This window comes from Streptomyces purpureus (assembly GCF_014648195.1).
Taxonomy (GTDB): domain Bacteria; phylum Actinomycetota; class Actinomycetes; order Streptomycetales; family Streptomycetaceae; genus Streptomyces; species Streptomyces purpureus.
This window is the reverse complement of record NZ_BMQQ01000003.1, coordinates 258,426-279,115: the sequence shown is the minus strand read 5'-3', so window position 1 is coordinate 279,115 and position 20,690 is coordinate 258,426. Positions and strand designations below refer to the sequence as shown.

The 20,690-nt window shown below is 72.0% G+C and carries 17 protein-coding genes and 3 tRNA genes; 3 read left to right on the top strand and 17 right to left on the bottom strand.

Annotated elements, in window-relative coordinates:
- Nucleotides 1–152 precede the first annotated feature (152 nt).
- From IEZ01_RS06780 to IEZ01_RS06745, 8 genes are all read right to left on the bottom strand, one after another.
- Nucleotides 153–920 carry a TetR/AcrR family transcriptional regulator gene (locus tag IEZ01_RS06780; protein WP_019887736.1) on the bottom strand — a complete coding sequence of 256 codons (768 nt, stop codon included), beginning with the start codon at nt 918–920 and terminating at the stop codon, nt 153–155.
- Between the two features lie 29 nt (nt 921–949).
- Nucleotides 950–2,458, bottom strand: a complete 1,509-nt coding sequence (locus tag IEZ01_RS06775; RefSeq protein WP_189200438.1) for an MFS transporter — start codon at nt 2,456–2,458, stop codon at nt 950–952.
- A 278-nt stretch (nt 2,459–2,736) separates the two neighbouring features.
- A complete protein-coding gene (locus tag IEZ01_RS06770; protein WP_308427140.1) occupies nt 2,737–3,477 on the bottom strand; it encodes a response regulator transcription factor in 741 nt (246 codons plus the stop codon).
- A 55-nt stretch (nt 3,478–3,532) separates the two neighbouring features.
- Nucleotides 3,533–4,516 (bottom strand): amidohydrolase family protein, encoded by a 984-nt coding sequence (locus IEZ01_RS06765; RefSeq protein WP_229832736.1) that lies wholly within the window; start codon nt 4,514–4,516, stop codon nt 3,533–3,535.
- Complete coding sequence (locus IEZ01_RS06760) at nt 4,497–4,832, bottom strand: antibiotic biosynthesis monooxygenase family protein (protein ID WP_019887743.1); 336 nt, start codon at nt 4,830–4,832, stop codon at nt 4,497–4,499. The genes IEZ01_RS06765 and IEZ01_RS06760 overlap by 20 nt, the downstream gene beginning before the upstream one ends.
- A gap of 140 nt (nt 4,833–4,972) precedes the next feature.
- Entirely contained in the window at nt 4,973–5,737 is a 765-nt protein-coding gene (locus tag IEZ01_RS06755; RefSeq protein WP_267907252.1) for a DUF2797 domain-containing protein, read from the bottom strand.
- 169 nt (nt 5,738–5,906) lie between these two features.
- Nucleotides 5,907–5,979, bottom strand: a tRNA-Arg gene (locus IEZ01_RS06750).
- Nucleotides 5,980–6,221: 242 nt separating this feature from the next.
- Nucleotides 6,222–6,312 (bottom strand) — tRNA-Ser (locus IEZ01_RS06745).
- A gap of 305 nt (nt 6,313–6,617) precedes the next feature.
- Between IEZ01_RS06745 and IEZ01_RS06740 the strand changes: the two genes are divergently transcribed.
- Both IEZ01_RS06740 and IEZ01_RS06735 read left to right on the top strand, forming a co-directional pair.
- The gene (locus IEZ01_RS06740) at nt 6,618–7,055 is read left to right on the top strand and encodes an SSI family serine proteinase inhibitor (protein ID WP_019887745.1); all 438 of its coding nucleotides are present in this window, start codon (nt 6,618–6,620) and stop codon (nt 7,053–7,055) included.
- A gap of 242 nt (nt 7,056–7,297) precedes the next feature.
- Nucleotides 7,298–11,200 (top strand): response regulator, encoded by a 3,903-nt coding sequence (locus IEZ01_RS06735; protein ID WP_189200434.1) that lies wholly within the window; start codon nt 7,298–7,300, stop codon nt 11,198–11,200.
- Between the two features lie 122 nt (nt 11,201–11,322).
- On the opposite strand, the gene IEZ01_RS06730 is transcribed toward IEZ01_RS06735, so the two are convergent.
- From IEZ01_RS06730 to IEZ01_RS06695, 8 genes are all read right to left on the bottom strand, one after another.
- Nucleotides 11,323–12,972, bottom strand: a complete 1,650-nt coding sequence (locus tag IEZ01_RS06730; protein ID WP_189200508.1) for a long-chain fatty acid--CoA ligase — start codon at nt 12,970–12,972, stop codon at nt 11,323–11,325.
- A gap of 193 nt (nt 12,973–13,165) precedes the next feature.
- Nucleotides 13,166–13,720: a SigE family RNA polymerase sigma factor gene (locus IEZ01_RS06725; protein ID WP_189200432.1), complete on the bottom strand. Its 555-nt coding sequence runs from the start codon at nt 13,718–13,720 to the stop codon at nt 13,166–13,168.
- A gap of 147 nt (nt 13,721–13,867) precedes the next feature.
- Nucleotides 13,868–15,034: a lipid-transfer protein gene (locus IEZ01_RS06720; RefSeq protein ID WP_019887753.1), complete on the bottom strand. Its 1,167-nt coding sequence runs from the start codon at nt 15,032–15,034 to the stop codon at nt 13,868–13,870.
- Nucleotides 15,031–15,426 (bottom strand): MaoC family dehydratase, encoded by a 396-nt coding sequence (locus IEZ01_RS06715; RefSeq protein WP_019887754.1) that lies wholly within the window; start codon nt 15,424–15,426, stop codon nt 15,031–15,033. The genes IEZ01_RS06720 and IEZ01_RS06715 overlap by 4 nt, the downstream gene beginning before the upstream one ends.
- Nucleotides 15,423–16,532: an acyl-CoA dehydrogenase family protein gene (locus tag IEZ01_RS06710; protein WP_189200430.1), complete on the bottom strand. Its 1,110-nt coding sequence runs from the start codon at nt 16,530–16,532 to the stop codon at nt 15,423–15,425. The genes IEZ01_RS06715 and IEZ01_RS06710 overlap by 4 nt, the downstream gene beginning before the upstream one ends.
- A 1-nt stretch (nt 16,533) precedes the next feature.
- Nucleotides 16,534–17,421, bottom strand: coding sequence for a bifunctional MaoC family dehydratase N-terminal/OB-fold nucleic acid binding domain-containing protein (locus IEZ01_RS06705; RefSeq protein ID WP_019887758.1), 888 nt, complete (start codon nt 17,419–17,421; stop codon nt 16,534–16,536).
- Nucleotides 17,418–18,632, bottom strand: coding sequence for an acyl-CoA dehydrogenase family protein (locus tag IEZ01_RS06700; protein ID WP_019887759.1), 1,215 nt, complete (start codon nt 18,630–18,632; stop codon nt 17,418–17,420). The genes IEZ01_RS06705 and IEZ01_RS06700 overlap by 4 nt, the downstream gene beginning before the upstream one ends.
- A gap of 204 nt (nt 18,633–18,836) precedes the next feature.
- The gene (locus tag IEZ01_RS06695) at nt 18,837–19,142 is read right to left on the bottom strand and encodes a hypothetical protein (protein WP_189200428.1); all 306 of its coding nucleotides are present in this window, start codon (nt 19,140–19,142) and stop codon (nt 18,837–18,839) included.
- 306 nt (nt 19,143–19,448) lie between these two features.
- On the opposite strand from IEZ01_RS06695, the gene IEZ01_RS06690 reads away from it, so the two are divergent.
- Nucleotides 19,449–20,327: a bifunctional DNA primase/polymerase gene (locus IEZ01_RS06690; protein ID WP_019887762.1), complete on the top strand. Its 879-nt coding sequence runs from the start codon at nt 19,449–19,451 to the stop codon at nt 20,325–20,327.
- A gap of 91 nt (nt 20,328–20,418) precedes the next feature.
- Here IEZ01_RS06690 and IEZ01_RS06685 read toward each other — a convergent pair.
- Nucleotides 20,419–20,503: transfer RNA gene (locus IEZ01_RS06685), tRNA-Ser, on the bottom strand.
- Nucleotides 20,504–20,690: the final 187 nt, after the last annotated feature.

The following is a 20,690-nucleotide window of genomic DNA, read 5'->3' as shown; positions in this document are numbered from 1 at the left end:
GGACATCCAGGCGGTCCAGGGAGACCTGCCCGTCCTCTGAACACGCACCGGCGGGCACGCGGGCACGGCGCGGCGCGGTCACTCCAGGCGGGCGCAAGGGCACGGCGCGGCGCGCTCACTCCGGGCGGGCGCAAGGGCACGGCGCGGCGCGCTCACTCCGGGCGGGCGGCCATCGCCTCGATGCCCTTGATGATGAGGTCGAGCGCGAACGTGAAGTCCCGCTCGCGCATCGCCGCGACGCTCTCCCCGCTCCGCTCCGCGAGCAGCCCCACCGCGTTCGGGAAGTTCTCCGCGAACCGCGGCTGCTCGGTCATCACCTGCACGGCCTCGCGGTAGTAGTCGTCCTGGCTGACACCCGCGCTCACACACCGCTGCAGGAACTGGCCCTCGATGGTGCCGAAGCCGTACACGAACTGGAACACCGCGGCCAGCCCGCCCATCTGGCCGTACGGCGGCAGATCGGTGTTGGCCATCACCGCGTGGCCACGGGCCGCGAACGCCACCGCGTTCGGGCCGATGTTGAGGTACGTGCCCGTCAGGTGCGAGGCCCAGGGGTGCCGCACGAGCATCTCCCGGTAGCCGCCGGCCAGCTCCCGGAGCTGTCCGCGCCAGTCGGCGACGTCGGACACGTCCGGGAGCTCCACCTCACCGATCACCGCGTCGAGCGCCAGCTCCAGCAGGTCGTCCTTGGTGTCGACGTACCAGTAGACGGACATCGCGGTGACGTTCAGCTCGGCCGCGAGGCGGCGCATCGAGAACTTCCCCAGCCCGTCGGCGTCGAGCAGCCGAACCGCCGCCGCGGTGATCCGGTCCCGGTCGAGCCCGGAGGGCTGATCGGCCCGGCGGCCCCGGGCCGCCTTGCCGTCCAGCCACACACTCGACCGCGCCGGACGCTTCGTACCTTCGGCTGCCGACACCATGGGATCCTCCTCGCGCTGCTGCCCCGATGCTATGCCGCCGCCTTCGGCGCGTCGGAGCGCTCGGCCCGGCGCAGCAGCAGCGCCGCCAGCAGACCACCCGCGAGCACCGCGACCGCGCCGACCAGCTGACTCGTCTCCAGTCCTGAGGCGAACGCGTCGGAGATCCTGGCCCGCTCGGCCGGCCCGCCGGCCGCGGCGAGCGCCGCCGGCAGGGAGACGGCCGCGGTGGAGACCAGCGCGGTGAACCGGGCGTTCAGCACGGCACCGAGGACGGCGACACCGAGGCCGTTGCCGAACTCGGCCAGGGTGCCGTTGATCCCCGCGCCGACGCCCGCCTTCTCCGGCGGTATGGCGCTCATGATGGCGTTGGCCATGGCGGGCATGGACAGCGCGATCCCCGCACCCATCACCACGAGCCCCAGCAGCATCCCGCCGTAGCCGTTCTGCCCGCCGAGGACGGCGATGGCGGCAAGACCCGCCGCGACCAGCGCCATACCGATCGCGATGGTCAGCGGCGTGCCCAGCTTGGGCAGCAGCCGGGCACCGGCCCCCGTCAGGTTGAGGGCGACGATCGTGAGCGCGAGCGGCGCCGTCCGCAGACCCGCGTCCAGGGGCCCGTACCCGAGCACGAACTGCAGGTGCTGGGTGAGCAGGAACAACGAACCGGTCATGCCGAAGGCCACCAGGATCGCGCCCGCGACCGCGCCGACGAACCGCTGGTTACGGAAGAAGTGCATGTCCAGCATGGGATGCGGGGTCCGCAGCTCCCACAGCGTGAAGGCGCCCAGGACGAGCACCCCGATCGAGGCCGAGACCAGCACCTCGGCCGACGCCCAGCCGTGGTCCGGGCCGGAGATGATCGCGTACACGACGGCGGTCATACCGATCGTGGAGAGCAGCGCGCCGAGCAGGTCGGGCCGCTCCCCCTGCTTGTGCTTGGACTCGGGGACGAGCGCGGCGACGGCCACCAGACCGAGCACCGCGACCGGAATGTTGATCAGGAAGATCGCGCCCCACCAGAAGCGGTCCAGCATCACGCCGCCGATCAGCGGCCCGGCCGCGAAACCGAGCGAACTGACCGTGGACCACAGCGCGATGGCCTTCACCCGCTCGCTGTCGTCGAAGATCTGCACGACGACGGCGAGGGTCGTGGTCATCAGCAGCGCGCCGCCGATACCCATGCCCGCGCGGGCGGCGATCAGCTGGGTCGAGGACTGCGCGAGACCGGCGGCGAGTGAGCCGATGCCGAATATCGCGAGGCCGGTCATCAGCATCAGTTTGCGGCCGTAGCGGTCCGCGGCGTTTCCGGCCGTGAGCAGCAGACCGGACTGGACCAGGGAGTACGCGTTGATCATCCACTGGATGTCGGACGTGGAGGCGTCGAGCTCCTTGGTGAGGGAGGGGATCGCGACGCTGAGGACGGTGTTGTCGAGCAGCACGGTGAGCTGGGCGAGACAGATGACGCCGAGGATCAGCCAGCGCTGCGGATGGCCGCCGGTGGGGGCGGGGGTGGTGGACTCGGCGGTCGTCGCCGTCATGCCACGCTCCTTGTACGGTGTACGGGACTGTGCGGCGTACACCGTACAAGGCTCTCCCATACGCTGTACAAGGATTTTCACGCGGGCCTGGTCAGGTCGTGGAGAGTCACACCTTCGACGGTGACCTTGGCGAAGCCCGACTCGACCCAACTCAGCAGCTGTGAGCTGGTGTTTCCGCCTGGGCGGGGGCCGGGCCGGGTGGCGCCGCGACCACCGCGATCAGCGCGACCGCCGACACCACCAGCCAGGTCCGCAAGCTCCAGCGCCGCCCGCGCCCGCTACTCACCAGGCTTGATCAGATATCCGGCCCCCCGCCGGGTGTGGATCATCGGCGACCGGCCCGCGTCGATCTTCCGCCGCAGATACGAGATGTAGAGCTCGACCACATTGGCCTGGCCGCCGAAGTCGTACGACCACACCCGGTCCAGGATCTGCGCCTTGCTGAGCACCCGCCGCGGATTACGCATCAGATAGCGCAGCAGCTCGAACTCGGTCGCCGTCAGATGGATCGACCGCCCGCCCCGCGTCACCTCATGGCTGTCCTCGTCCAGCGTCAGATCCCCGACCGCCAGCAGCGACCCGGCCCGCGCCGCCGTCGCCGACCCGGTCCGCCGGATCAGCCCACGCAGCCGCGCCACGACCTCCTCCAGGCTGAACGGCTTGGTGACGTAGTCGCCGCCGCCCGCCGTGAGCCCGGCGATCCGGCCCTCGACGACATCCTTCGCCGTCAGGAACAGCACCCGCACGTCCGGCAGTTCACGCCGCAGCCGGCCGAGGACCGCCGGTCCGTCCATGTCCGGCAGCATCACGTCCATCACGACAACGTCCGGCCGGAAGTCCCGCGCCGAACGCACCGCCCCGGCCCCGTCACCGGCGCTGCGCACCTCCCACCCCTCGTACCGCAGGGCCATGGAGAGCAGCTCGGCGAGCGAGGCCTCGTCGTCCACGACGAGCACCCGCACGGCGGATCCGTCGGGCCTGAGCAGATCGGTACGCCCCTGGGGCGAGGTCGTGGTCATACCACCACGCTGGAACGGCAGGCTGAGAAGACCCTTTCCCGAGTCTGTGATTTCCCTAAGAATCCCCGGAACCGGTCCTCCGGGACGCCGGCACGGCGTCCGGCGGCCCGAACAGCGCGTGGGCGTTGCCGTGACACACCCCGCGCAGCCACTCCTCCCCGAGCCCGAGCCGCTCCAGCGCCCGCAGCTGGTGCACGTACCCGTACGGAATGTTCGGAAAGTCGCTCCCCAGCAGGATCCGCCCGCCCAGCTCCCGCAACCGCCCCCGCTCCCGGCCCGGGAAGGGCGCGAGCCGCTCGGCGAAGTCGGTGAACGCCATCGTCGTGTCCAGCCGCACCTGCGGATACCGCTCCGCGAGATCCAGGAACTCCGTGTACTCCGGCATGCCCATGTGGGCGACGATCAGCCGCAGCCCCGGATACCGCGCCAGCAGCCGCCCCACCGGCCCAGGCCCCGTGTACTTCCCGGGCGCCGGCCCCGACCCGCAGTGGACGACCACCGGCACACCCGCGTCCGCGAGCACCCCCCAGGCGCCGTCGAGACGGCCGTCGTTGGGGTCGTACTCACCGACCTGGAGATGCGACTTGAACACCCGCGCCCCGGCCTCCACCGCCTCCGTCACGTACGAGGTGGCGTCGGCGTCCGGGTAGAGGGTCGCGGTGTGCAGACAGTCGGGCGTACGGGCCGCGAAAGCCGCCGCCCAGCCGTTCAGCCAGCGCGCCATGCCGGGCTTGTGCGGGTAGAGCATCGAGGTGAAGCGCAGCACCCCGAACCCGCGCAGGATCTCGACCCGGCGGTCCTCCTCCTCGCGGTAGGTGATGGGCCACTCCATGCCGGTCAGCGGCCCGACCGCGTCGAAGTACGCCCACACCTTGTCCAGGACCCGCTCGGGCATGAAGTGGGTGTGGACGTCGATCAGCCCGGGAATCCCCAGCCCGGCACAGAACGCCCGTACGTCCTCCGCCTCGCGTCCCTCGCGCCCTTCGCGCCTGTCAGTCCCGTCACCCCCATCCGTCCCGTCACTCCCGCTCGAAGTCATAGCTCCGCTCCACCTTGGCGACGTGAATGCTGTAGCGCCGGTACCACTCCTGCCGCCCCCGCCGCTGCGCGGCCTGATGCTCCAGATTGCGCTGCCAGACCGCGATGGCCTCCTCGTCACGGAAGTACCCGACGGTGATGCCGAGCCCGCCGGGCACCCGGGCCGACTCCTGCCCCAGGAACCCGGGCACCTCCTTGACCAGCTCATCCATCCGGTCCGCGGTCTCCGCGTAGCCGGGGGCATCGCCTTCGAGGTGGGAGGTGAACACCACGGTGTAGTACGGCGGTTCAAGTCCGCGCACGAGATCGTCGCTCATGTGGATCACCCTCCGCCGCGCCCGCGCCCCCTGTCCAGCGCCGAAGGAAACAAAGTTCCGGGACCGGCCGCCCTGGACCGGACCGGCCGCTGGACCGGACCGGGCCACACCGGACCATCCGCCGGACCGGGCCGGCGCCGCTAGAACAGCCCGCCCTGCACCCCGGGGGCCACCGCCTTCACCGGCACGGACACCCCGTCGCCGGCCCCGGCCGCCACCAGCCCCCACCCGGCCATCAGCCGGGTGTCCAGGACCAGCCGCCGCCCGCCCCCGGCGACGAGATGCAGATCGGGACCCGCCGCCGCGACGAGCTCCCCCACGACGGACCCGTCGTCGACCAGCTCGGTGACCACCCCGTCCACACCCGTCACCGCGTCCAGACCGAACACCCCGGCATGATCGACGACCCCCAGCTCAAGCACCTCCAGCGTCTCCGCCCACCCCGCCAGCCCCACGGCCCGCCCGTACAGCTCCTCGACCTCCCGCCGCCGCTCCCCAGGCCCGGGCAGCACCGCCCGTACGGCCCGCTTACGCGCGTACGGAATCCGGTCCGGCACCCCCAGCGCATGCCGCAGCAGCTCCTCGGTCCGCCGCGCTGCCATCAACGGCCCCCGACCCAGCCAGCCGAACACAACGGCCCCCTGCTCCAGCAGCCGCGCCGCCCCACGCTCCTCGGCCGTGATCCCCACCTTGACCATGCCGGGCCCGAACCACGCCAGATACACCCGGTACGTCCGCGGATCATCGACCAGCGTGTCCGCCGCCACGGACCGCGACCGATCCAGCCGCGCACACTCCTCACACTGCCCACCGGTGCTCCGCCCCCCGACGACAGCCCCGAAGGGACACCCCCGCCCCCGCACCCCGAGACACACCCGCTCCCCGACGCCCCGGAACGCGACCACCTGCCCGTACTCCAGCCGGGACCCCCGCCCGCCCTCCCACTGCAACACAGGCGCACCCTCACCCCACCTGAGCCCCCGACACCCCCACACTCCACGTCCCACCCGACCAGCCTCCCACTCACCCCAAACGCAAGAGGCCCCCGGATTTCTCCGGGGGCCTCTCAGGCTGTGCACTCGGCAGGATTCGAACCTGCAACCTTCTGATCCGTAGTCAGATGCTCTATCCGTTAAGCTACGAGTGCTTGTGCTTCCCGGCGTTTTCTTGCCGGTCGGCGTTGCGGGAACAACATTACATGACCTGCGCCGTGACGCGAAATCCATTCCCCAAACCACCCCTGACCTGCGGAAACGCCATCCTGGGCACTTTCGGCGCCCAGACCCGGGCGTCATCCGGACGCGGCGGATCCCCCGAAAGAGCGACCCGACAGGATCCCGGGAACGACCGAAGCCCCGGCCGTGAGGCCGGGGCTTCGGTGATCATGCGCGGAGGCGGAGGGATTTGAACCCTCGATGGGCTTTAAGACCCAAACCGCATTAGCAGTGCGGCGCCATAGACCGGACTAGGCGACGCCTCCAGCACACCCGCGCGAGCGCGAGTGGTGCGTGCAGATGATGACACAGCCGGGTGGGATGCCACCAATCGCACCCCACGGTACTAGGCACCCCGCCCGCAGGGCAAAGACCTTTCCCCCGCCCCGGCCCACCCTCCACCCGGCCCCACCTGCGGCGCCCGGACCCGCCCCCGACCCACCCCGCCGGAGGCGGCCGGCTTGCGCAACGCACCGCCGTGCGGAGCGTTAGACGTGTCGGAGTTCCGGGCGCCCTCCCCGGAGCCGTACCACCGGCACCACCCGTATCCGCTCCGCCCCCGGGAGTTCTCATGCTGCGCCGTCTCGCCCTCACCACCGCCGGATCCCTCGCCGCCCTCACCCTCACCCCCGCCACGGCCACCGCACTGCCCCTGCCACCCCTGCTGGCCCCGGCCGAGGACTCCCTCACCGTGACCGTCTCCAAGACCGGGTACGCGAACGCCGACGGAACCTTCGAGCTGACGTGCGGCACCACCCCGGAGGGGAACCACCCCGCCGCCAAGGCCGCCTGCGCCCGCCTCGACGAGCTCGCCCAGCAGAACGAAGACCCCTTCGCACCGCTGCCGCAGGACCAGATGTGCACCCAGATGTACGGCGGACCCGCCACCGCCCACGTCACCGGCACCTGGCAGGGACGGACCATCGAGGCCCACTTCAGCCGCACCGACGGCTGCGAGGTCGACCGCTGGGAGAAGCTCCAGCCCGTCCTGCCCATCCTCAGCCGCTGAACCGCCACCGGACCCGGCCAAGCGCCAAGCAAGGCCCCAGGTCCGTCCGGCTCCGTCATACGCGCAGGTCACGTGCCCAAGGCGTGCGCCGCGTGCACAGAACATTGGTGAGAGCTCCCCCTCATCCACCGTCGCACGCCCCCGCCCTGCCCTTAGACTCCTTCAGTGACAGGCTGCGGCCCGAGGGGCAAGATGGGGCCGGCCGTCCGCAAGATGCAGTAGGTCAGGGAGGAAGCGTCGTCGTGAGCAGCAGGCCATCCCGAGGCGCTGCTCGCCTCGCAGCCATACTCGACGCCCTCCCCGACGGGCTCGTCCTCGTCAACTGCAACGGCACGGTCGTCAACGCCAACACCATCGCCCTCGGCATGTTCGAGACCCCCGGCACGGCACTCGTCGGCCGCGGACTGCTCGACCTCCTCCCCGCCTTCGACTCCCGCCTCATCCCCGGCTCCATGCGCCGCCCCGAAGGCGCCGACGACCAAGGCCGCACCAAACCCACCCGCATGGTCGCCCGCCGCACCGACGGCAGCGAATTCCCCGTCGAAGTCACCAGCGCCAACCTCGAGGACGGCCGCGAGGCCTACGACTCGTACAGCAGCTACACCGGCGACGAACTACTCATGCTGGTCGTACGCGACCTTTCCGGCACCCTCGACACCGAAGCCGAACTCGCCCGCTCCCAGCGGCAGACCGAGATGATCCTGCGCGCCGCCTCCGAAGGCGTCGTCGGCACCGACACCGACGGCCGCGTCGTCCTCGTCAACCCCGCCGCCGCCCAGATCCTCGGCTACCGCGCCAGCGACCTCGGCGGCCAGGCCCTGCACCAGCTGATCCTCCACTCCCGCGCCGACGGCGAACCCTTCCCGTACGACGAATCCCCCCTCGCCGACACCCTCAAGTCCGGCCGCAAGCACCGCGTACGCAACCAGGTCCTGTGGGCCAAGAACGGCTCCCCGGTCTCCGTCGACCTCACCACCGCACCCGTCCGCGACGGCGACCAGCTCGTCGGCGCCGTCATGACCTTCACCGACCGGCGCCCCTACGAGGAACAGGCCGAGAAGCACGCCGCCGAACTCGCCGCCCTCACCGAACGCCACAAGGCCGAACTCGCCGACAAGAGCGAACGCCACAGCGCCGAACGGGAACAACAGGCCGAAGCCCACGCCGCCCTCACCGCCCGCCACGAACAGCTCACCGCCGTCCTCGGCGAATCGCTGCGCGGCCCCCTCGAGGAGCTGCGCGCCCAGCTCAGCACCCTCGCCGCCGACGACGCCGGCCAGCTCTGGCCCGAGGCCAACCAGGTCCTCCACCACCTCGCCGCCGGCTACGCCCGGATGACCACCCTCGTCGACAACGTCCTCGGCTACCAGCGCCTCGACTCCGGCGCCGAGGAACTCCACAAGGACCTCACCCTCCTCGACGCCGTCGTCAGCGCCGGCATCGAAGGAGCCGTCGAACTGATCGGGCCCGGCCGCGCGCAGTTCGCCGTACACGCCCCGCCCATCGAGGCCGAGGTCGACGCGGCACGGCTCTCGACCGCACTCGCCCACCTCGTCGCGGACGTCGCGGGCGTCGACTCCACCGGCAAGGCCAAGCTCGTACCCGGCGGCGGATACGCCGACTCCACGATCGTCGTCGCCGCCGCCCAGCGCGGCGACGTCGTACGGATCGAGGTCCGCGGCCCCTACGCGGGCGGCGACCCCGTCCACGAACCGATCGTGCGCGGCATCGTCACGGCCCACGGCGGCGTCCTGCAGACGCACGAGGTGCCCGGCATGAACGGCAGCGCGTACGTCCTGGAGGTGCCGCTCGGCAGCGGCGCCGGGACCGTCACCCCGCCGCCGGCCCCCGCCGCCGCCCAGGCCAACACCCCCGCCCTGCCCGCCCAGCAGACCGGCCCCGGCTCCGGCTCCCCCGCCGGGGATCAGGCGACGGACGGTGGCACGGTCGCGGGTACGAGCGCAGGCGCCACCGTCGGCGGTGGACGCCGTCGCGCCCGGCGCGCCTCCACCGACGCCTTCCTGGAGCCCGCCGTCGCCCCTGAGGGCGGCAGCGAGCCCACCGGCCGCCGCCGGGGCCGGACGGCCGACGCCGTGCCCCCCGCCCCCGAACTCATCCCCGCCCAGAACACCGGCGCCCCGGCCGCCGAACCCACCGGCCGCCGCCGAGGCCGCCCCAGCCCCGCCGAAGACGCCCCCCGCCCCGCCGAAGGCTCCGTCGTCACCGCGGCCGAAGGCGCCCAGGGACGGGCCGCACTCGGCGAGACCGTGCCCCCGCAGGGCGTACCCACCGACCCCGTACCCCCCACCGGCCGCCGCGCCCGCCGCCCCGAACCCCAGGGCGGCGCCCTGCCCGCGCTCCCCGCCGCGGCCACCCCGCCCCAGCCCGAGAACCCGCAGGCCCAGCCCCAGCCCACCGGCCGCCGCGCCCGCCGCGCCCTTGGCACCGCCGGGCCCGCGGCCGCCTCACCGGCACAGGCCGAGGCGCCGCGCAGCCCGTTCGCACTGCCGCCCGCCGCCGCCGACCGCGCCCCCGAGGCGACGGCGGACGACGAAGGCCGCCACGACGCCGTACGCACCGCGCCGGACGCCGACCACACCCCGCCGCAGCCGCACCCGCTGCCCGCCCCGACCGGACGCCGCCGCGCCCGTACGGACGCCCCCGCACCCGCCCCCGCGCCCGAATGGGCCGAGAACGGCACCACCGGCACCACCGGCGGCGGCCTCGCCGCACTCGCCACCCAGGAGCCGCAGGCGCCCCAGGCACCTACGGCGCAGGAGGCCCCTGGCGAGACGCGCGGGGGGACCGGTTCCGTACCGCTGCCTCCCGCGCTGCCCAATCCCCTGCCGAATCCCGTGCCGAATCCGCTGCCGCCCCTCGCCCCGGCCGCCCCCGCGGCACCGGCGGGCCGCCCGGCCGCGCAGCCTCTGCCGCCCGTACAGCCCCAGCCCGCCCCGGCGCCGGCTCCCGCGCCCACTCCCACTACGGCGGCGGCGACCCCGCAGCGGCCCCAGCCGCAGCCCCTGCCCGCGGAGAACCCGGCGCCCACCGGCGACGTCACCTCCACCCAGGGCCGCGCCTTCAGCGTCCGTACGCTCGGCCAGGGCGTCCCCTTCGCCCAGCAGCTCGCCCCCCAACCGCCGTTGCCCGGCCAGCAGCAGACCGCGCCCGTCGGCCGACGGCGCAAGCTCGCCGCACCCCCCGAGGGCGAGCGCCCCACGCCCCCGGACACCACCGCGCGCCCCCACCCCCAGCCGGCCACCCCGCCGCAGCCCCTGCTCTCCACGCCGCCCGAGGGCCGCGCCTACGCCATAGGAGCCCCGGACGAGGACGGCCCCGAAGGCCCCGAGCCGCTGGACGGCCCCGGCGGCGCGGTCGAGGTCACCAACAAGCCTCAGCCGCTGCCCGTGGACGACGAACTCCCCCCGGAGCCGCTGGACAACCCCCGCCGCCTCCTCGTGTGGCCCGCCCCGGACGTCGCCACCCAGCAGGCCCTCAGCGACCGCGGCTACCGACCGGTGATCGTGCACTCCCGCGAGGAGGTCGACGCCCAGATCGCCGCGTTCCCCGCGGCCCTGTTCGTCGACCCGCTCACCGGGCCCATCACCCGTACCGCGCTCCAGTCCCTGCGCCAGGCGGCGGTCGCCGCCGAGGTCCCCGTACTGCTCGCGGCCGGCCTCGGCCAGGCCACCCGCGAGGCGGCCTACGGCGCCGACCCCGCCGTCCTCCTCAAGGCCCTGGCCCCCCGCGACAGCGAACAGCACCCCTCCCGGGTCCTGCTCATCGAGGAACACGACGACATCGCCACGGCGCTGACGGCGACCCTCGAACGGCGCGGCATGCAGGTCGCCCGCGCCGGGGCCGACGCCGACGCGGTGACCCTCGCCCAGCAGATGCGGCCGAACCTCGTCGTGATGGATCTCATGCAGGTACGCCGTCGGCGCGCCGGAATCATCGACTGGCTGCGGGCCAACGGACAGTTGAACCGCACGCCGCTCGTCGTCTACACGTCCGCCGGACTCAACGAGGCGGAGCTGCCGAAGCTGTCGTCGGGCGAGACGGTGCTGTTCCTCGCGGAACGCTCGACGAGCGCGGAGGTCCAGTCCCGGATCGTGGATCTGCTCGCCAAGATCGGCACCAACTGACAGTCGTCATCCGCCCGGTGGACGGATGACGACTGACGGATCACCGATGACAGTTCAGGACTGACGGATCACGGCTGACAGATCACGACTGATGGATTACGGCTGACAGATGACAGCTGCCGTCACCGGATCTCGGTGACCTCCAACTCGCCCTCGGCGTACTGCTTGCGGATCACCTTCTTGTCGAACTTCCCCACGCTGGTCTTCGGCACCGCCTGCACGACCGCCCAGCGCTCGGGCAGCTGCCACTTGGCGATCGATTCGCCGAGGAAGGCCTTCAGGTTGTTGTAGTCCGCCGTCGCGCCGTCCTTCAGGACGACGGTGGCGAGCGGGCGCTCGCCCCACTTCTCGTCGGGCACGGCGACCACGGCGGCTTCGGCGACCTCCGGGTGGGCCATCAGGGCGTTCTCCAGCTCGACGCTGGAGATCCATTCGCCGCCGGACTTGATGACGTCCTTGGCCCGGTCCGTGAGGGTGAGGAAGCCGTCCGGGCTGATGACGCCGACGTCGCCGGTCTTCAGCCAGCCGTCGTCGCTGAACTTGTCGGCAGGCCGGAGCGGCTCGCCCGAGGCGCCGCCGTAGTACGCACCCGCGATCCAGGGGCCGCGGACCTCCAGCTCGCCCGCCGACTCGCCGTCCCAGGGGAGGTGTTCGCCGCCGGGGCCGACCAGGCGCGGTTCCACGCCGGCCGGGAAGCGGCCCTGGGTGATGCGGTAGGGCCACTCCTCCTCGGAGGTGAGACCGGCCGGCGGGTTGGCCATCGTGCCGAGGGGGGACGTCTCGGTCATGCCCCAGGCGTGGCAGAGGCGGACGCCCAGCTTGTCGTAGGCCTCCATGAGGGAGGGCGGGCAGGCCGCGCCGCCGATGGTGACGCTGGCCATGGAGGAGAGGTCGCGGGGGTTGGCGGTGACCTCGGCGAGCAGGCCCTGCCAGATGGTGGGGACGGCCGCGGCGTGCGTGGGCTTCTCGCGCTCGATCATGTCGGCGAGCGGGGCGGGCTGCAGGAAGCGGTCGGGCATCAGCATGTTGATGCCGGCCATGAACGTGGCGTGCGGCAGGCCCCAGGCGTTGACGTGGAACTGCGGCACCACGATCAGGCTGGTGTCCTTGTCGGTCAGGCCCATCGACTGGGCCATGTTGACCTGCATGGAGTGCAGATAGATCGAACGGTGGGAGTAGACGACGCCCTTGGGGTCGCCGGTGGTGCCGGAGGTGTAGCACATGGCCGCGGCCTGGCGTTCGTCCAGCTCGGGCCAGTCGTATCTGGTCGGGCGGCCGGCGATCAGCTCCTCGTATTCGTGCACGCGGGGCGTGACGCCGTCGAGGGTCGAGCGGTCGCCGGGGCCGGAGACCACGATGTGTTCGATGGTGGGCAGATGGGGGAGGAGGGGTGCGAGCAGCGGCAGCAGCGAGCCGTTGACGATCACGACCTTGTCGGCGGCGTGGTTGACGATCCAGATCAGCTGCTCGGCGGGGAGCCGCAGGTTGAGGGTGTGCAGGATGGCACCCATCGACGGGATCGCGAAGTATGCCTCGACATGGTCGGAGTTGTTCCACATGAGTGTGGCGACCCGGTCGTCGGCGGCCACTCCGAGCTCGTCGCGCAGGGCGTTGGCGAGCTGCGTGGCCCGGGCCCCGGACTCCGCGAAGCTACGGCGGTGCGGCTCCGCCTCGCCGGTCCATGTGGTGATCTGCGAGTCCCCGTGGATGGTCATCCCGTGGTGCAGGATGCGGGTCACAGTCAGTGGTACGTCCTGCATGGTGCTCAGCACGGCGTCCTCCCGGTGGGCGCTGCGTTGCGACAAGGGTGTGGAGATTCTGCGCGCGTACCGGGCGGTATGTCACTACCCAAGAGTAGATTTGCCTCCGAAAACTAGCGCTGATCACTTCCATGGTCAGTGCACTGATCATTCCGGTGCAACTGTTACCTGCGGTCACCGTCGATGCGTCGAGCCGGGTGGACGGTCATCGCACCGGCGACAGCTCCGGGTCCTCGCGGAGCTTGCCGAGCGCCCGGGACACCGCGCTCTTGACCGTGCCGATGGACACGCCGAGCACCTCCGCCGTCTGCGCCTCGCTGAGGTCCTCGTAATACCTGAGGACGACCATCGCCCGCTGCCGGTCCGGGAGCTTCATCACCGCACGCCACATCGCATCGTGCAGCGCCTGCTCCTCGGCCGGGTCCGGCTCGGGCAGCCCCTGCGGCTCGGGCAGCTCGTCGCAGACGAACTCGTCGACCTTGCGCTTGCGCCACATCGAGGTCCGGGTGTTGACCAGCGCCCGCCGGACGTAGCCGTCCAGCGCCCGGTGGTCCTCGATCCGCTCCCAGGCCACATAGGTCTTGGCGAGCGCGGTCTGCAGGAGATCCTCGGCGTCGCACGGGTTCGCGGTCAGCGAGCGCGCGGTTCGCAGAAGCACGGGCCCCCGCGCCCGTACGTACGACGAGAACGACGGGTACGACGGGAATCCGGTGGCTACGGTGGCGGCCTGGTTGGCGCCGATGCAGACGGCAGTGGTCATACCTCCAAGCTAGGAGCGCCCACTACTCCAGGGATCGGCCCCAGGTCCCGAACCCGAGTCCGCCTCAGGTTGTAGGGGTGGGGCTGTCTCCACCTCCTGAAGGTGGAGGGAGGCTCAGGGTTCTCGGGGTCGTATGCGGCTCGTGTCTCAGCCGTCCGCGGCCAGGATCAGCCCGGAGGTGGGGACTCCGGTGCCGGCCGTGACCAGCGTCCTGGCCGCGCCGGGTATCTGGTTCACCGATGTGCCGCGGACTTGGCGGACGGCCTCGGCGATTCCGTTCATCCCGTGCAGATAGGCCTCGCCGAGCTGTCCGCCGTGGGTGTTGAGCGGCAGCGCGTCGTCCTTGACGAAGCCGGCCGCCTCGCCCGGTGCGCAGAACCCGAACTCCTCCAGCTGCATCAGCACGAACGGGGTGAAGTGGTCGTAGAGGATGCCCACGTCGATGTCGGCCGGGGCCAGCCCTGAGGTCCGCCAGAGCTGGCGGGCGACCACGCCCATCTCGGGGAGGCCGGTGAGCCCGTCGCGGTAGAAGCTGGTCATCGCCTCCTGGCGGCGTCCGGCGCCCTGGGCGGCTGCGGCGATCAGCGCGGGGGGATGCCTCAGGTCCCGGGCCCGCTCGGGGGTGGTGACGACGATCGCCTGGCCGCCGTCGGTCTCCTGGCAGCAGTCGAGGAGCCGCAGGGGCTCCACGATCCACCGTGAGGCGGCATGGTCGGCGAGGGTGATCGGCTTCCCGTGGAAGTAGGCGGCCGGGTTGGTGGCCGCGTGGCGACGGTCGATGACGGCGACGTGCCCGAAGGCCTCGGTGGTCAGCCCGTATGTGTGCAGATACCGCTGGGCGGCCATGGCCACCCAGGAGGCCGGGGTGAGCAGCCCGAACGGCAGCTGCCAGCCGAGCGCGGCGCCTTCCGCCGACGGCTCGCGCCGCTGGACGCCGGAGCCGAAGCGGCGGCCGGAGCGTTCGTTGAAGGCGCGGTAGCAGACGACGACTTCGGCCACTCCGGTCGCCACGGCGAGCGCCGCCTGCTGGACCGTGGCGCAGGCGGCTCCGCCGCCGTAGTGGATACGGGAGAAGAAGGACAGCTCGCCGATGCCGGCGGCCTGGGCGACGGTGATCTCGGGGCTGGTGTCCATGGTGAAGGTGACCATGCCGTCGACGTCGGAGGGGGTGAGCCCGGCGTCGTCGAGGGCGGCGTGCACGGCTTCGACGGCGAGCTTCAGCTCGCTGCGCCCGGAGTCCTTGGTGAAGGCGGTCGCACCGATGCCGGCGATGGCGGCCCGGCCGCCGAGGGAGTCGCGGTTGCGGACGCTCATGAGCCCGCCTCCTCGGGCAGGGTGAGGGTGACGGTGCCGGTGACGTGGTGGCCGAGGCCGTTGGCACCGACGACGCGGACCTGGGCGGTGGCTCCGTCGAGGTCGGTGACCGTGCCGGTCAGGGTCATCGTGTCGCCGGGATAGTTGGGCGCGCCGAGCCGGATGGCGACCTTGCGCAGGACGGCCCCGGGGCCGAAGTGGTCGGTGATGTAGCGGCCGACCAGGCCGTTGGTGGTCAGGATGTTCATGAAGATGTCCGGGGAGCCCTTCTGCCGGGCCAGCTCGGCGTCGTGGTGCACGTCCTGGTAGTCGCGGGAGGCGATGGCTCCGGCGACGATCAGCGTGCGGGTGATCGGGATCTCCAGGGGTGGCAGTCGGTCGCCGACTCTCATCGGTCTCCTCCCTTCGCGATCGCGTCGCCGAGCTCGGCGAGGAGTTCGGTGGCGTGGCCGAGGTGGGCGTCGAGCTGGCGTCCCCACAGGAAGTGCCGGTGGACAGGGTGGTCCAGGTCGGCCCCGAGGCCGCCGTGGAGGTGCTGTCCCGTGTGGACGACCCGGGTGCCCGCTTCGGAGGCCCACCAGGCGGTGGTGAGCGCGGCCTCCTCCCAGGGCAGCCCTTCGTCGTACCTCCAGGCGGCCTCGTAGGCGGTGACGCGGATGGCTTCGGTGTCCATGTGGGCGTCGGCGGCCCGGAGCAGTACGCCCTGGTGGGTGGAGAGCGGGCGTCCGAACTGTTCGCGGGTGGTGGTGTGGGCGACGGCGTGGGCGAGTGAGCCGGCGCAGACTCCGGCCTGGAGGCCGGCGAACGCGATGCGGGCGGCGGCTTGCACGTCCTCGTAGGCCCGGCCGGATCCCGGGCGCTCGGACACCATGCGCTCGGATCCCAGTCGTTCGCCGGGGGCGCCGTCGAGGACGAGCCGTCCCGCCGACCAGGGGGCGGTGAGTTCGACAGGCTCGACGCCGGCGTCCTCGGTCCGTACGAGCCACAAGGTGTGGTCCTGGTCGGGGACGAGGACATGGGTGGCGTCCCGCAGCCAGGGCACCTGGTCGACCGTGCCGCTCAGCCGCGCGGTCCTCGCCCCGGTCTCCCCACTCCCAGCCGCGACACCAGTGCCGGTGCCGGCGGGCACCGCCCTGACGGCGGGCCGTGCCGGGAACGCCCCGGTCACGACGGCCGACCCGTCGCGCAGGGCGGGAAGCAGCCGCTCGCGCTGTGCGTCGGTGCCGTGCCGGGTGACGGCGAGGATTCCGTACACGCAGCTCGCCGCGAAGGGCACCTGCGCGGTGGTCCGGCCCTGTTCCTCGAGGAGGAGGACCAGTCCGAGGAGTCCGGTGGCTTCCACGGCCTCGACGAGTCCGGCCCCGCACAGCGCCTTCCACAGCTCGCTGTCGCTGCCGGTCCCGGCGGCCTTGAGCTGTTCGTGGGTGGACAGGTCGGTGAAGATCCGCGCGGCCAGCCGCTGGGCCGCGGTCTGTTCCTCCGTGGGCGTGAAGTCCATGTCAGACCTCGCCTCCTCGGAAGACGGGCAGCTCCAACTCGGGATCGACGCGGAGGAATTCCAGTTGGACGGGCATCCCGATGCGAACCTTGTCGTACGGCACACCGACCACGTTGCTGATCATCCGTACGCCTTCGGCGAGCTCGATCAGGGCCACCGCGTAGGGCGGGTCGAAGGCGGGGAAGGGCGGGTGGTGCATGACAACGTACGAGTAGACGGTGCCGGCGCCGCAGGCCTCGACGGTGTCCCACTCCGGGGAGCCGCAGTCGTTGCACCCCGGCAGCCAGGGCAGGCGCAGCGTCCCGCAGCCGCCGCAGCGCTGGATCAGCAGACGGTGCCGGCCGACGCCCTCCCAGAATCCGGCGTTGTCGCGGTTGATCACCGGCCGGGGCCGGGTGCCCTTCGGTTCCCGGGCGGCGGGCGCGTACTTGAGAATGCGGAAGCGATGCGTCCCGGCGAGCTGTCCGTCGGCCCTGATGTCCATCCGGGTCGTGACGAAGTGGCCGGTGCCGAGCTTGGTCGTCTTGCGGGGCGAGACCGATTCGATCACCGCGTCGAAGGTGATCCGGTCGCCGGGCCGCAGCGGTCTCAGATACTCCTGCTCGCAGTCCGTGGCGACGATCGAGGTGTATCCGGCGCCGTCGAGCAGGGCGGACAGCTCGTCGTACGCCCCCGAACGGTCCGTGTGGCCGGACAGGCCCCCCATCGTCCACGCCTGGAGCATCGTCGGCGGGGCGACGGCCCCCGGTCCGTCGTACGCCGGGTTCGTGTCCCCCATGGCCTCGCACCAGTGCCTGATCATGGGGGTGTTGACGAGGTCCTTGCCGACGCCCGAGGTGGAAGTCGGCCGCCCCTCGTACGTCGTCAGCTGTTCGTAGAGCTCCGTCACCGCCGCCCCCTCTGCACGGTCTTCACATCTTTCATGGTCTTCGCGCTCCGCATGCCGAGCCGCATCGTCGCGACGATCTCCCGCTGCACCTCGCTCACCCCGCCCCCGAAGGTGTTGATCTGCGCGGCGCGGTTCATCCGCTCGAGCTCGCCGTCCCCGGCCGTGCCCGCCCCGAGCGCTCCTGGCGATCCGGCCCGGACGAGCGCCGCCTCCCCCGCGATCTCCTGACATATTCGATACACCGCGACCGCCGATTCGGTTCCCGCGAACTTCACGCCGCTCGCCTCGCCCGGGTCGGGCCCGCCAGCGCCTGCCGCCCCCACAAGACGCCAGTTGAGCAGGCGTGTCGCCGCCAGCCGGGCGTGGGCCTCGGCGGCCCGGATCCGCACCCACGGCTCGTCAATGCGCCGCCTCCCCGTCACTGGATCGGGGGTGCGGGCCCGGGCGAGCGCCGACGCGTAGAAGTCCTCGGCCTGCATGCCGATCGCGGCCAGCGCCACCCGTTCGTGGTTGAGCTGGTTGGTGATGAGCCCCCAGCCGCCGTTCTCCTCGCCGACGAGGTTCCCCACGGGGACGCGGACGGCGTCGTAGTACGTCGCGGTGGTCATCAGCCCGCCGACCGTGTGGATCGGCGTCCAGGAGAAGCCGGGTGAGCCGGTGGGCACGAGCACGATGGAGATGCCCCGGTGCTTGGGGGCGTCCGGGTCGGTGCGGCAGGCGAGCCAGATCCAGTCGGCGTTGTGGGCGTTGGAGGTGAAGACCTTCTGTCCGTCGATCAGCCAGTCGTCGCCGTCGCGTACGGCGCGGGTGCGCAGCGCCGCGAGGTCCGTGCCGGCCTCGGGCTCGCTGTAGCCGATGGCGAATACGGTCTCGCCCCGCAGGATCCGGGGGAGGAAGTACGCCTTCTGCTCCTCGGTGCCGTATGCCATGAGGGTGGGGCCGACGGTGTTGAGGGTGACCATGGAGACGGGTGCGCCCGCGCGGTAGGCCTCGTAGAAGAAGACGAACTGCTCGTCGGCGCCCCTGCCCTGCCCTCCGTACTCCTCGGGCCAGCCGAGGCCGAGGAGGCCGTCGGCGCCGATCCGGCGCAGCAGTCGGCGCTGATCGGCCGTGTCGTCGGCGGGTGGTGGCCCGTCCGGCAGCAGAGTGCGGAAGTAGGCGCGGAGTTCGGAGCGCAGCCGTAGCTGCCGTTCGGTCGGGGCGAGGTGCACGGCGGGGCCTCTCGGACGGACCAGTCAAGATTTCTGACTGTCCGTCAGAAATAGCGGCGGAGTCAAGAGGCGCGGCGCCGGGACGAGGCGGCGGGACGGGCGGCGGGCTCGCGGGCACATGGGAACAGCCTGTGCGCCGATGCCGAAGCACCGCCGCACAGGCCGCTGTTCACCTCACAGACGTGCCCCCCGTCGGGCCGGTCCTTACCAGAGGTTCGTGAAGGTCACGACGGCGTTGTCCTGGTCGATCGCCGTGAAACCGGAACCGTTCACGCTGGCCGTGTTGGCCTGGTTGGAGGCGCCGGCACCACTGGCCACCTGCTGGGTGGTGGTCGAGTTGCCGTTGTTGTCGTTGCCGACTCCGCTGCCCACGATCGAGGCCACGGTCGCGTTCGATCCGTCGTCCGCGAGAGCGCCGTTGTCGGCCTGGGCGACCCCCGCGAAGAGCGCGGCGGTCAGCGGGAGAGCGGCGACAGCGGCGATGACGCGGGCGGTACGGATGCTTGCCATGTGTGTTCCTCCAGGAACGGTAAGGAAGTAGGGCTTGATCCAAGGCAGCTGGCCGACCGCCTCGGTCGAGTTCACGACGTCGCGACTCCAGAGTTGCCCACCGAATCCCCGGCGAACCACCCCTCACCACCCGATTCCCTCTCAAGCGTGAGAACAAGTCGATAAACCCCCTTTGCCGCGCCGAACCCGCAGCTCAGCGCGTTTCGGCCAAGGAAACGGGCCATTACCAGGGGTGAAGCGTTTCGGCACATTTTCAGCCAATCTTCCCCCCTTCCCATCTTCGAACAGTTGTACGAAGATGGAGCCATGGCCACTCACGACCGGCACATCGCCACCCTGGCCCTCGCCCACGCGCTCTCCGCCGCCGAGCGCGGGCTCCCCGTCATCCCCCTGTCCCCGACCAAGCTCCCCGCCCTGCCCACCCCGCACCGCGACGAAAGCGAGCCCTCCGCCTGCCGGGGCGAGTGCGGCCGCCCGGGGCACGGCGTCCATGACGCCACCACCGACCCCGCCGCCGTACGGGCCCTGTTCGCCGCCGCGCCCTGGGCCACCGGCTACGGCATCGCCTGCGGCCGGCCCCCGCACCACCTCATCGGCGTCGACCTCGACACCAAGTCCTCCACGGACTCCCTCGCGGCCCTCCAGCACCTGGCGCTGCGGCATCTGTTCACGCTGCCGCCCACGGTCACGGTCCTCACCCCCAGCGGCGGCCGCCACCTCTGGCTGACCGGCCCGCCCGACACCGTCGTCCCGAACTCCGCGAGCCGCCTGGCCCCGGGCATCGACATCCGCGGCGCCGGTGGCTACCTCGTCGGCCCCGGCTCCGTCACCGCCCACGGCGCCTACCGCCTCGCCCCCGGCACCGCCGATCTCCCTCTTGCGCCCTGCCCCCGCGCGCTGCTCCGCCTGATCGCGCCCCCCGCGCGCCCGCACCACCCCGCGTCCCCGCACCCGCCCCAAGGGCAGGGACTGATCCACTTCGTCCTCGCGGCACACGAGGGCCAGCGCAACACCCGCCTGTTCTGGGCGGCCTGCCGCGCCTACGAGAACGGCATCGGCGACACCCTCGCCCCGGCCCTCACCACGGCCGCCCTCCGCACCGGCCTCACCGAACGCGAGGCCCGCGCCACGATCGCCTCGGCGGCCCGCATGACGGCCCGCCCACACCCCACCGGCGACGCCTGAACTCCCCGCCGCGGCACGGCCGGAACGACGAAAAAGGGGCGCCCCTTTTCAGGAGCACCCCTTACGACCAGCACTCATGCTGACCGGCACGCGGTGGGTGTGGGATTTGAACCCACGGTGACTCGCGCCACGACGGTTTTCAAGACCGTTCCCTTAGGCCGCTCGGGCAACCCACCTGCGCCCCACTTCGCCTGCTGCGGAGCGGGCTACAGCCTACCGGCTGGGCGCACCGGGCGGGGTGGCCCGGCCAGAGGGTGGCCACAGGTCCATTGACTGGCCGCAGAAGGCGCGTAAACGACCAGTGGCTCCCCGGCCCCGCCCGCGGCCTGCGGCCGACAAGGCATACAGCAACGGCCATGTCCG

Coding starts and splice junctions, on each gene's coding strand:
- IEZ01_RS06780 (WP_019887736.1), bottom strand. CDS start 920: ATGGTGTCGGCAGCCGAAGGTACGAAGCGTCCGGCGCGGTCGAGTGTG.
- IEZ01_RS06775 (WP_189200438.1), bottom strand. CDS start 2,458: ATGACGGCGACGACCGCCGAGTCCACCACCCCCGCCCCCACCGGCGGC.
- IEZ01_RS06770 (WP_308427140.1), bottom strand. CDS start 3,477: ATGACCACGACCTCGCCCCAGGGGCGTACCGATCTGCTCAGGCCCGAC.
- IEZ01_RS06765 (WP_229832736.1), bottom strand. CDS start 4,516: ATGACTTCGAGCGGGAGTGACGGGACGGATGGGGGTGACGGGACTGAC.
- IEZ01_RS06760 (WP_019887743.1), bottom strand. CDS start 4,832: ATGAGCGACGATCTCGTGCGCGGACTTGAACCGCCGTACTACACCGTG.
- IEZ01_RS06740 (WP_019887745.1), top strand. CDS start 6,618: ATGCTGCGCCGTCTCGCCCTCACCACCGCCGGATCCCTCGCCGCCCTC.
- IEZ01_RS06725 (WP_189200432.1), bottom strand. CDS start 13,720: ATGACCACTGCCGTCTGCATCGGCGCCAACCAGGCCGCCACCGTAGCC.
- IEZ01_RS06720 (WP_019887753.1), bottom strand. CDS start 15,034: ATGAGCGTCCGCAACCGCGACTCCCTCGGCGGCCGGGCCGCCATCGCC.
- IEZ01_RS06715 (WP_019887754.1), bottom strand. CDS start 15,426: ATGAGAGTCGGCGACCGACTGCCACCCCTGGAGATCCCGATCACCCGC.
- IEZ01_RS06710 (WP_189200430.1), bottom strand. CDS start 16,532: ATGGACTTCACGCCCACGGAGGAACAGACCGCGGCCCAGCGGCTGGCC.
- IEZ01_RS06695 (WP_189200428.1), bottom strand. CDS start 19,142: ATGGCAAGCATCCGTACCGCCCGCGTCATCGCCGCTGTCGCCGCTCTC.
- IEZ01_RS06690 (WP_019887762.1), top strand. CDS start 19,449: ATGGCCACTCACGACCGGCACATCGCCACCCTGGCCCTCGCCCACGCG.